Raw genomic sequence first — 10769 nt, 5'->3', positions numbered from 1 at the left:
TGGGAAACGATAGCCTTTCAGGCGCGGCATCTCAGCTGGTATCATCATGCCAAAACGCTAGACGCCCTCAGGTGCTTCAGCAAGTTGGCAATGCCCATGCTCTTTTTCAGTGACCGCCGGCCTTGATCTCCGAAAGACGAAAAGCAATTTCCGACGATCGGCCGAAATCAGACCAGTTCGTCCGCCGACGCTGTCACCTCGTTTACCCACGCCATCAGCGCTGCGGGTTCGGACGGCAACTGGATTGCCAGCCCTTCCGCGAAACTCTCGAAGGCCGGTCGGTTGAGCGCATTGAGTCCGACCAGAACGGGGATCTCCATCGCGACCGCCTCGGCGATCACGTCGCGGAACCCCCGCCCCTCCGCCTCGTGCTTTCCGAACTTGTTGACGATCAGCAGATCCGCGCCGGAGGACAGGCTGACCTTGACCAGCCCGACCGACGTTTCCAGCGCGGCCGGGTCGAGGCGGCACCCCCGCGCCTGCGACCCGAGGTCCTGGCTGATGCGCAGAACGGGACCATCGGGCAGCACCCGCACATCCATGTCGCAGGGGCCGGCATCGGCGCGCTCGCTGTTGATCTGTACAGTGCCGCAGCATCTGAGTCCCCGGGCTGCCAGGTTCGCTGCCAGCCGTTCAAGCACCAGATCCGTATCGCCGCGTCCTGGCGCCATCGTGTAGGCAAGTTTCATGTCCGGGCTCCTTCAGGATTGGCAGAAAGGTTGGAATTCGACCAGCGCACCGGCTGGCAGACATTCGGCGTCGGCGGGCAGAAACATGAGCCCGTCCGCTAGAGAGAGCAGCCCGACACGGGCCGAATGTGTGGCATCCTCGAAACAGACGATCTCGCGACCATGGGCATCGAAACCGGCCAGCGTGGCGGGTCGGAGTTCGCAGCGCCCGGGCTTGCGGCGGATTGGGCTTGCGGTCACGACATGCCGCCGGGTCGGGATGGGCCCCTCGCCGCTCAGAGCACGGACCAACGCCAGTCCGAAGACCTGCCATGTGACGAAGGCCGATACCGGGTTACCGGGCAATCCAAGCCAGTGCGCCTTGCCGATGCGCCCGACCGACACCGGCTTGCCCGGTTTGATCGCGACGCCGCTAAACAGGGTTTCGCCTCCGAGCGCCATGACGGCTGGTTTAACATGGTCTTCTTCGCCCACCGAGATACCGCCCGTGGTGATGACAAGATCGGCCTGCGCCGCCAAGTCACCCAATTGACGGACAAGGCCTGCAAGGTTGTCGGCACCATGAGCCGAGGCAACGACGTCCACATCCGCGGCTGCAAGGCTTGCCGTCAGCATCGGCGTATTGACGTCCCAGATCTGGGCGGCCTCACGCGCGCCTCCGGCGCGCCGAACCTCGTCGCCGGTGATCAGAAGTGCCACGCGCAATCGGCGCCGAACGCGCAGGATGCCTGCACCGGCGGAGGCACAGGCGGCAATCTCCCTCGGGCCGAGCCTCTGCCCCTTGTCCAGAACGGTCGCATCCTTGGCCATGTCGCTGCCCGCACGGCGGATGTTCAGACCCGGCACAGGTCGGCGCGACAGATGAATGACGTCCCCGTCACGCAGGACGTCCTCCTGCATTACGACCGCGTCCGCGCCATTGGGGATTGGCGCGCCCGTAAAGATCCGGGCCGCAACCGCTCCTGCGACCGGCATCGTCACCGCCTGCCCGGCAGGCACGCGCGCAACGACCGGCAGTACCCAAGGTCCGGCGCCAGCCAGGGCCGATGTGGCGATCGCATAACCATCCATCGCCGCATTATCGAAAGCCGGTGCCATGGACCGGGACCGGACCGGCTGAGCGAGAATGCGGCCAAAGGCGTGGTCGAGCGACAGGGCCTCGGTTCGGCCGACCGGTGATACGTGCCCTGCAATCCGGCCTAGGGCCTCGTCGATGCTGATCAGCGCGTGAAGCATGTCCTGACTGTCACAGCCGCAGCCCGGAGACGCGATGGCTTGATGGATGGTCATTGTGCTGCCTCCTCGGCGGAATGGGCAGACTGGAAGTGCCCGGGCCCGACGCTGCAATCGAGATCTCGCAGGCGCCCGTCCTTGAGCCCGTAAATCAGGCCGTGCACGCGGACATCGGCACCGCGACGCCATGCCCTCTGAAGGATCGGCGTCTCGCAGACACGCCGCACGCCCTCGACCACGTTCAGTTCGGACAGCCGATCGCGTTGTGCTTCGAGGTCGGGTTCGCGTCCCAGATCGACCGCGTAAGCGCGGGCCAGGCGCCGGATCGGTTCCAGCCAGTGATCGGCCAGCCCATGGGGCAGATCCTCGGTTGCGGCCTTCACACCGCCACAGCCGTAATGGCCGCAGACGATTATCTCGCGGACTCTCAACGCCTCAACTGCGAATTCCAGTGCTGAGAGGAGGTTCATGTCGCTGGAATGAACCACATTGGCGACGTTACGGTGGACAAACACCTCTCCTGGGTCGAGGCCCGCGACTACATTCGCGGGAACGCGGCTGTCTGAACAGCCAATCCAGAAAAATTCTGGCTCCTGTATTTCTGCGAGATGGGAAAAATAATCTGGATCAGCTTCATGCTGTTCACCGGACCATGCTATGTTTTTTTTGATCAGCATTTCCAGCATTATTCAGGCCTGCATGTCATCGATGCGGCGCCTGATCATCGCGTTCCGCAACAGAACGATGTCATCATTGGTCAACCGGACCCGTGCAAAGGGAAGAATGATTGCGTTTTCGACCAGGAGGTGCCTGCGCAAGCGATCAGCAAATTCTCGAAGATCGTCCGCCTCGGGCTCTGTGGCCGCACGCTCGTCGTCCCGAATACTTGCCAGATGCGACTTCAAGAGGGGAAGCATACCAGAGAGCAATACGTGCTCGTCCTTCAGCCGGTCGAGAGTCGAAGCAATGTTGTCTTCCGGCAAGCATCTTTTGAGAAGCAATTCACGGAGGTCATCGTCTTCATCGTGAATGAGCAGGCCGAATTCATGGTCCAAAAATGAGATGATCCTGGATAACTGCACTCGATCTGGCACTTCTGCTTGCGCGAGATGGTCAATTGACTCACAGACCGACCGCATGTGCATATGGTCTTCCTTGATGAATTCAAGAGGGTTTTCCATCAGTTCGAGGTTGGTCGGCTCAATATCGACGTTGCCTCGGCGGATGTTCGACAATTCATTCTTCATGATGACCTCCCGGTCTAGACTGATTGAAGATCCGCGCCGGAAATGGTGGCCGTCGCGACTAGACGTGTGACAAAGGACCGGGCCTCACGGGCCCAAGCCGCCTTTTCCATTGCCTCTGCGAGTTTGGGACGCACGATTTCAAATGGCAGTTCGGCACTGTCTGCGACAGCGTCCATGCGGATGATGTGCCATCCATGGCGAGTGAGGACGGGCTTGGCGGTAATTTGCCCTTCATTGAGTTTGCGCAACGCCTCTTCAAATTCTGGCACGGTATCGCCGGGCCCCACCTGACCCAAGGCACCGCCGGATGATTTCGAGCCGCAATCGCTATTGTCCTTCGCGAGCTTCGCAAAGTCGTGCGGGTTGGCGCTTGCGCGAGCGGCAAGATCGGTCGCACGGGCTTCGGCCGCTTTCTTTTGTTTGTCATCTCGAGGGTCGCAGGCGCACAGGATATGCGAAACTTCCCAAAGTGGCGGCGACCGAAAGCGGGAGGGATCGCGTGCCCATTCCGTGTACACAGATTCGTCCGATGGCGGCGCAACGCTCAGGGCAGTTTCGAGGAGATCCCTTATGAGGGCCTCCTCGTCTGTCTCGAACCGGCCCGGATCGACTTCCAAAGGCATCGGCTGCAAGTCGCGTCGGCGCGCTTCCTGTAACAGCAGGGTCCGTACCGCCACAGCATTGGCCGCTTTGCGCCAGGCAATGCCGGGTTTTCCTTTCGGTGCGTCGTGGTTTTGTGCCTCGGCAGCGATTGCCGCCGAGGGGATGGTTTCGCCGTTCACGACGACATCGGGAAACAGGGCCACGTTCATCTGGCTTACTCCGCTGGCGTCGTGGCGGATGGACCGCGCTTGGCTTGCACCTTGTCATAGGCGCGGCGGCGTTCTTCAAGCGGGCGATGCCGCCGCGAACGGACAAGCTGATAGCCTGCCCGCAAGAACAGATAACGCAGCGGTGCGAAGATGCCCGAAGCGATATGGACCAGCCTTGTAAACGGGAAGACCAGGAAGATCGTCAGCCCCAGGAACAGGTGCAGTTTGAAAATCAGGGCCACACCCTCGATTTGCGCCGCAGCACCGGACCGGAAGGTGAATATGCCTTGTGCCCAAGACATGAACTTGGTCATCTCGTGACCATCGAGATGCTGGAGCGACACGAACACCGTCCCCAAACCAAGCACCAATTGTGCCAGCAGCAGCGCCAGAATGGCGATGTCAGCAAAGCTGGACGTCTTGCGAATGCGCGGGTCGGTCCAGCGGCGGTGCATGAGCATCCCACCGCCCACGAGGGCCATGACACCGGCGATGCCGCCAGCGATCACGGCCAGAAGCTGCTTTGCCCCGTGGCTGATGCCGATGGCGTCGAAGATTGCGATTGGGGTCAGCAGGCCAACGAGATGTCCGACAAAGATCACCAGGACACCAACATGAAACAGGATCGAACCGATGATCAACTGCTTGCGGCGCAGCATCTGGCTCGACGAGGATTTCCACGTAAAGGGGTCACGTTCGTAGCGCACGACCGATCCGATCAGAAGAACGGACAGCGCGATGTAAGGATAAATCCCGAAAAGAAAGTTATGCATGTCTGCCTCCATTATTCGGTCGCGAGCCGCGCATCCATCGCGCGGCGGCTCGGTTTGTCCATCGCCGCGAGCATGTCGCGGACTTGCGGGCAACCTGCGTTCGGATCGGGGCCGAACGTAACTTCGGTTTCCTCCCATACGGCATCCAGCGCCGCGAGGTCGGTCGGGTCATCATCGGGCTGGGCCAGCATGTCGGCCACCGCTTCGGCGTCGGCCTGCATGTCAGCGAGCTGGGAAAGAGCGGCGAACGCGGCGGCATACCCGCTGTCGCGCCGGACAAGCCGGGCAGCGAGAGCATCGAGGATATGCGCCGCGTCCGCCAAAGTTTCCTGCACTTCTGCGAAGGGACGCGTCGACAGGAATTCCAACAGCACCGGCAAATGATCAGGCAGTTCCGAGGTGGCGGGTTCGAATCCGCCCTCCCGGTAGGTCTCGATCAGGCTGACCATCGCACCGCCGCGATCCCGGCTTTCGCCATGAACGTGCTCGAAGAGATTGAGCGAAAGCGTTCGCGACCGGTCGAAGAGCATCACATAACTCTCCTGCAGATCGTAGAGGTCGGCTTCTGCGAAGCCATCGGCCAACGAGCGCAGCGCAGCTCGTGTATCAGCGGCGATGCGGGGATCGTCGGCAAGGACGGTGCCGATATCGGGCATCGCCTCCTGAAGTTCCCGCGAGGGATAGCTCAGGATAAGCGACAGGGACTTGAGGGAACGGTCCATCATCAGAAGGTCTCCTGCGGAAGGGCGAATTTCTTCTTCTTGCCGCCGAATAGCGTCGTCTTGCCCGCCTCGCCGGTGGAACAGCCGTTGCCGTCGGTGAAGCCGCAGCCGCCGCGGATGTCGGCGCCATGCTCGTTCTGTTCGCGGTGCGCCGTGGGGATCGCGAAGCGGTCCTCATAATCGGCGATGGCCATGATCTTGTACATGTCCTCGATCACCCGGCCCGACATGCCGACCCGGGCGGCGATCGCCTCGTCCCGCACGCCGTCCACGCTGAGCGCCCGCATGTAGAGCCTCATCGCGGACATGCGTTCGAGGGCGTGAACGATGGGTTCCTCGTCACCCGCCGTCAGCATGTTGGCGAGGTACTTCACGGGGATGCGCAGCGACCGCACGTCGGGCATCTGGTCGCTCATCGCGATCTGGCCCGCTTGCGCGGCGTTCTGGATCGGCGACAGTGGTGGGATGTACCACACCATCGGCAGCGTCCGGTATTCGGGGTGCAGCGGGAAGGCGACCTTCCAGTCCATCGCCATCTTCCAGACCGGGCTGACCTTCGCCGCCTCGATCCAGTCCTCCGGCACACCGTCGCGGCGGGCCGCGGCGATCACCTCGGGGTCGTTCGGATCGAGGAACACATCCAGTTGCGCGCCGTAGAGATCGGTCTCGCGCTCGGCGCTGGCCGCAGCTTCGATCTTGTCTGCATCATAAAGGATCACGCCCAGGTAGCGAATGCGCCCGACACAGGTTTCTGAACAGACCGTGGGCTGGCCGGACTCGATCCGCGGATAGCAGAAGGTGCATTTCTCGGATTTGCCGGTATCCCAGTTGTAATAGACCTTCTTGTAAGGACAACCCGAGATGCACATCCGCCAGCCGCGGCACTTCTCCTGATCGATCAGGACGATGCCGTCCTCCTCGCGCTTGTAGATGGCCCCCGAGGGACAGGACGCCGAGCAGGTCGGGTTGAGGCAATGCTCGCAGAGCCGCGGCAGATACATCATGAAGGTGTTTTCATACTCACCATAGATGTCCTTCTGGACCTGGTCGAAGTTGTAATCCTGCGAGCGCTTGGAGAATTCGCCGCCGAGGATTTCCTCCCAGTTCGGTCCCTTCTCGATCTTCTCCATCCGCTCGCCGGTGATCTTGGAACGCGGCCGCGCAGTCGGGAACGCGGTCATGTCGGGCGCGGATTTCAGGTGGTCGTAGTCGAAATCGAACGGTTCGTAGTAGTCGTCGATCTCGGGCATGGCCGGGTTGGCGAAGATGTTCGCCAGGATCCGCCATTTGCTGCCCTGTTTGGGATGCAGCTTGCCCGAGGCCGAGCGGACCCAGCCGCCGTTCCAGCGCTTCTGGTTCTCCCAGTCCGTCGGATAGCCAGTGCCGGGCTTGGTCTCGACGTTGTTGAACCATGCGTATTCGACACCTTCACGCGTCGTCCACACGTTCTTGCAGGTGACCGAGCAGGTGTGACACCCGATGCATTTGTCGAGGTTCAGGACCTTGCCGATTTGCGCACGAACTCTCATTCCGCGGCCTCCACGTTCTGGGTTGCGGACCGGCTTGCGGGTTTGTCGAGCCAGTCGATCTTCTTCATTTTCCGCACGATCACGAACTCGTCGCGGTTGCTGCCCACGGTGCCGTAGTAGTTGAAGCCGTAGGACAGCTGCGCGTAGCCGCCGATCATATGCGTGGGTTTCAGGGTGGCGCGCGTCACCGAGTTGTGGATGCCGCCGCGATTGCCGGTCTTTTCCGAACCGGGCGTGTTCACGATCTTTTCCTGCGCGTGATACATGAACAGCGTCCCCTGCTTGATCCGCTGGGACACCACCACCCGCGCGGTCAGCGCGCCGTTGGTGTTGTAGGCCTCCACCCAGTCGTTATCGACCAGCCCCGCCTTCTGCGCGTCCACCTCGGACATCCAGACCACCGGGCCGCCCCTGTTCAGCGTCAGCATCAGCAGGTTGTCGGTGTAGGTGCTGTGGATGCCCCATTTCTGGTGGGGCGTGATGAAGTTCAGCACCACATGGGGACTGCCCTCGGCCGCGTCGTTGTTGACGGCCGCGGTGATCGTCTTCAGGTCCACCGGCGGGCGATAGCTGACAAAACCCTCGCCGAAGGCACGCATCCATTCGTGATCCTGGTAGAGCTGCTGGCGGCCCGTCAGGGTGCGCCAAGGGATCAACTCGTGGACGTTGGTGTAGCCGGCGTTGTAACAGACCTCCTCGCTCTCGATGCCCGACCATGTGGGCGACGAGATGATCTTGCGCGGTTGCGCGGCGATATCGCGGAAACGGATCTTGGTGTGATGGGCGCCCTCCGCGAGGTGGGTATGGTGCTGCCCCGTGGGCTTCTCAAGTTCTTCCCAGGCCTTCACGGCCACTTCGCCGTTGGTTTCAGGGGCGAGCATCAAGATCATCTCGGCCGCGTCGATGGCGGTATCGAGTTTCGGCTGGCCTTTGGACACGCCCTCGTCCAGCACGACCCCGTTCAGGTCGCGCAGATGCTTGACCTCGGTCTTGGTGTCCCAGTTGATCCCCTTGCCGCCGTTGCCGAGTTTCTCCAGCAGCGGCCCGACCGAGGTGAACTTCTTGTAGAGGTTCGGATAATCCCGCTCCACCGCGATGTAGTTCGGCGCGGTCTTGCCCGGGATCAGGTCGCATTCGCCCTTCTTCCAGTCCTTCACATGGGCCTGCGCCAGTTCGGCGGCCGTGTCATGCAGCAGCGGCAGCTGGACGATGTCGGTCTCCACGCCGAGCACCTCGGGCGCGACTTCGCTGAACTTCTTGGCGATCGACTTGAAGATCTCCCAGTCCGATTTCGACTCGTAGGCCGGGTCCACCGCCGCCTGAAGCGGATGGATGAACGGGTGCATGTCGGAGGTGTTCAAGTCGTCCTTCTCGTACCAGCTGGCCGTCGGCAGGACGATGTCGGAATACACCGCAGTCGTGGACATGCGGAAGTCGATGCAGACCAGCAAGTCGAGCTTGCCCTTCGGTGCCTCGTCGTGCCAGCGGGCCTCCTTCGGCATCACGCCGCCTTCCTCGCCCAGATCCTTGCCCATCACCCCGTGGTCGGTGCCCAAGAGATGCTTGAGGAAGTATTCGTGCCCCTTGCCGGACGACCCCAGAAGGTTAGACCGCCAGACGAACAGGTTGCGCGGCCAGTTTTCCGGGGCGTCCGGATCCTGGCAGGACATTTCCAGATTGCCGGATTTCAGCTGTTCGGCGACGTAGTCCTTGATCTCCTTCCCAGTCTTCTTTGCGGCTTTCGAGACTTCCAGAGGATTGGTCTTGAGCTGCGGGGCGGACGGCAGCCAGCCCATGCGCTCGGCGCGGATGTTGTAGTCGATCAGGGAGATGTCCCAATCGCCCTCGGGCGCCGTTGGCGACAGGATCTCGCCTGCGCGCAGCGTCTCGTAGCGCCACTGGTCCGTGTGGGCATACCAGCAGGAGGTCGAGTTCATGTGCCGCGGCGGGCGGTTCCAGTCGAGCGCGAAGGCTAGAGGCTGCCAGCCGGTCTGCGGGCGGAGCTTCTCCTGCCCCACGTAGTGTGACCAGCCGCCGCCCTCCTGCCCGATGCAGCCGCACATCACCAGCATATTGATGATGCCGCGGTAGTTCATGTCCATGTGGTACCAGTGGTTCAGACCGGCCCCGAGGATGACCATGGATTTGCCATGTGTCTTTTCGGCATTGCCCGCGAATTCCCGCGCAACCGCGATGATTTTTTCGCGCTCCACCCCGGTGATCTTTTCGGCCCAGGCCGGGGTGTAGGGGCTGTCGTCGTTGAAATCCTTGGACACCCAGTCACCGCCAAGACCCCGATCCAGCCCGTAGTTGGCGCAGAACAGGTCGAACACGGTGGCAACTAGCGCTTCGGATCCGTCGGCCAGTTTCACGCGCCGCGCCGGAATGTTCCGGGTCAACACCTCGGGGTGATCGCATTTCACGAAATCGCCCGTGGCTGCACCGCCGAAGTAAGGGAAGTCGACGCCCACGACCTCGTCGTGGTCGCCATCCATGATCTGGCTCAGCCGCAGCTTGGCCTCTGCCCCTTTTGCCCGCTCTTCGAGGTTCCACTTGCCCTCTTCACCCCAGCGGAAGCCGATGGACCCGTTGGGTGCCACGATCTGGCCAGACGTCTCGTCATAGGCGACGGTCTTCCAGTCGGGGTTGTTCTTCTCACCCAGCTTGCCGTCGAAATCGTCGGCGCGCAGCATCCGGCCCGGCACGAGGTGGCCGTCCTTTTCATCCAGCCGAACCAGCATCGGCATGTCGGTATACTTGCGGGCGTAATCCTCGAAATACTCGGCCTGCCGGTCGAGGTGGAATTCGCGCAGGATCACGTGACCCATCGCCATTGCCAGCGCCGCGTCGGTGCCTGCCTGCGGGTTCAGCCAGATGTCGCCGAACTTGGCGGCTTCCGAATAGTCGGGGCTGACCACGGCCGACTTGGTGCCGCGATAGCGGACCTCGGTGTAGAAATGGGCGTCGGGTGTCCGGGTCTGGGGCACGTTCGAGCCCCAAAGCATCAGGAAACCTGCATTGTACCAGTCGGCCGATTCCGGAACGTCAGTCTGTTCGCCCCAGGTCTGGGGCGAAGCTGGCGGCAGGTCGCAGTACCAGTCGTAGAACGACATGCAGGTACCGCCCAGCAGGCTCAGGTAGCGTGAACCGGCGGCGTAGCTGACCATCGACATGGCCGGGATCGGCGAGAAGCCGAACACGCGGTCGGGCCCGTAGGTCTTGGCCGTGTAGGCGTTGGCGGCGGCGATGATCTCGGTCGCTTCGTCCCAGGTGGCCCGCACGAAGCCGCCCTTGCCCCGCGTTTTGTTGATCGAATTGCGCAGGGCGGGATCGCCCTGAATCGCGGCCCAGGCGGCCACCGGCGTCATCGTCTCGCGCATCTTCCGCCACGCCCGCATCAGCGCACCACGGATCAACGGGTTCTTCACCCGGTTCGCGGAATAGAGATACCAGCTGTAGGAGGCTCCCCGCGCACAGCCGCGCGGCTCGTGGTTGGGCAGGCCCGCACGGGTGCGCGGATAGTCGGTCTGTTGGGTTTCCCAGGTGACGATCCCGGATTTTACGTAGATCTTCCACGAACACGACCCGGTGCAGTTCACCCCGTGCGTCGAGCGGACGATCTTGTCGTGCCGCCAGCGGTTCCGGTAGGTGTCTTCCCAGCTGCGATCCTCGCGGGTGGTCTGACCCCAACCGTCGGAGAATTGCTCCAGTTCCTTGCTCTGGAAGAAGTTCAGTTTGTCGAGCAGATGGCTCATTTGGCTGTC

At 62.1% G+C, this 10769-nt stretch carries 9 protein-coding genes; all 9 read right to left on the bottom strand.

Going from position 1 to position 10769, the window contains the following annotated elements:
- Positions 1–167: 167 nt before the first annotated feature.
- From CLV74_RS21165 to CLV74_RS21125, 9 genes are read right to left on the bottom strand one after another with little or no spacing between them, the layout of a single operon-like run.
- Complete coding sequence (locus tag CLV74_RS21165; RefSeq protein WP_106268696.1) at positions 168–689, bottom strand: DUF2478 domain-containing protein; 522 nt, start codon at positions 687–689, stop codon at positions 168–170.
- A gap of 12 nt (positions 690–701) precedes the next feature.
- The gene (locus CLV74_RS21160) at positions 702–1979 is read right to left on the bottom strand and encodes a molybdopterin molybdotransferase MoeA (RefSeq protein WP_106268694.1); all 1278 of its coding nucleotides are present in this window, start codon (positions 1977–1979) and stop codon (positions 702–704) included.
- Positions 1976–2608 carry a carbonic anhydrase gene (locus tag CLV74_RS21155; RefSeq protein WP_106268692.1) on the bottom strand — a complete coding sequence of 211 codons (633 nt, stop codon included), beginning with the start codon at positions 2606–2608 and terminating at the stop codon, positions 1976–1978. The genes CLV74_RS21160 and CLV74_RS21155 overlap by 4 nt, the downstream gene beginning before the upstream one ends.
- Before the next feature lie 3 nt (positions 2609–2611).
- A complete protein-coding gene (locus tag CLV74_RS21150; RefSeq protein ID WP_106268690.1) occupies positions 2612–3169 on the bottom strand; it encodes a hemerythrin domain-containing protein in 558 nt (185 codons plus the stop codon).
- Between the two features lie 14 nt (positions 3170–3183).
- Positions 3184–3981, bottom strand: coding sequence for a peptidylprolyl isomerase (locus CLV74_RS21145; RefSeq protein ID WP_106268687.1), 798 nt, complete (start codon positions 3979–3981; stop codon positions 3184–3186).
- Positions 3982–3986: 5 nt separating this feature from the next.
- The gene (narI, locus tag CLV74_RS21140; RefSeq protein WP_211299098.1) at positions 3987–4754 is read right to left on the bottom strand and encodes a respiratory nitrate reductase subunit gamma; all 768 of its coding nucleotides are present in this window, start codon (positions 4752–4754) and stop codon (positions 3987–3989) included.
- Between the two features lie 11 nt (positions 4755–4765).
- Positions 4766–5476 carry a nitrate reductase molybdenum cofactor assembly chaperone gene (gene narJ, locus CLV74_RS21135; protein WP_106268699.1) on the bottom strand — a complete coding sequence of 237 codons (711 nt, stop codon included), beginning with the start codon at positions 5474–5476 and terminating at the stop codon, positions 4766–4768.
- A 2-nt stretch (positions 5477–5478) separates the two neighbouring features.
- A complete protein-coding gene (gene narH / locus CLV74_RS21130; protein WP_106268682.1) occupies positions 5479–7005 on the bottom strand; it encodes a nitrate reductase subunit beta in 1527 nt (508 codons plus the stop codon).
- Positions 7002–10760: a nitrate reductase subunit alpha gene (locus CLV74_RS21125; protein ID WP_106268680.1), complete on the bottom strand. Its 3759-nt coding sequence runs from the start codon at positions 10758–10760 to the stop codon at positions 7002–7004. The genes narH and CLV74_RS21125 overlap by 4 nt, the downstream gene beginning before the upstream one ends.
- Positions 10761–10769: the final 9 nt, after the last annotated feature.

Source organism: Donghicola tyrosinivorans (assembly GCF_003003355.1).
Lineage (GTDB): Bacteria > Pseudomonadota > Alphaproteobacteria > Rhodobacterales > Rhodobacteraceae > Donghicola > Donghicola tyrosinivorans.
Note: the sequence above shows the minus strand (reverse complement) of the source record. Positions and strands in the feature narration are given on the sequence as shown.

What these genes read in the sequence shown, in the direction of transcription:
- narH (WP_106268682.1), bottom strand. Translation starts at nt 7,005, where the DNA reads ATGAGAGTTCGTGCGCAAATCGGCAAGGTCCTGAACCTCGACAAATGC.
- narI (WP_211299098.1), bottom strand. Translation starts at nt 4,754, where the DNA reads ATGCATAACTTTCTTTTCGGGATTTATCCTTACATCGCGCTGTCCGTT.
- CLV74_RS21165 (WP_106268696.1), bottom strand. Translation starts at nt 689, where the DNA reads ATGAAACTTGCCTACACGATGGCGCCAGGACGCGGCGATACGGATCTG.
- CLV74_RS21145 (WP_106268687.1), bottom strand. Translation starts at nt 3,981, where the DNA reads ATGAACGTGGCCCTGTTTCCCGATGTCGTCGTGAACGGCGAAACCATC.
- CLV74_RS21125 (WP_106268680.1), bottom strand. Translation starts at nt 10,760, where the DNA reads ATGAGCCATCTGCTCGACAAACTGAACTTCTTCCAGAGCAAGGAACTG.
- narJ (WP_106268699.1), bottom strand. Translation starts at nt 5,476, where the DNA reads ATGGACCGTTCCCTCAAGTCCCTGTCGCTTATCCTGAGCTATCCCTCG.
- CLV74_RS21150 (WP_106268690.1), bottom strand. Translation starts at nt 3,169, where the DNA reads ATGAAGAATGAATTGTCGAACATCCGCCGAGGCAACGTCGATATTGAG.
- CLV74_RS21155 (WP_106268692.1), bottom strand. Translation starts at nt 2,608, where the DNA reads ATGCTGGAAATGCTGATCAAAAAAAACATAGCATGGTCCGGTGAACAG.
- CLV74_RS21160 (WP_106268694.1), bottom strand. Translation starts at nt 1,979, where the DNA reads ATGACCATCCATCAAGCCATCGCGTCTCCGGGCTGCGGCTGTGACAGT.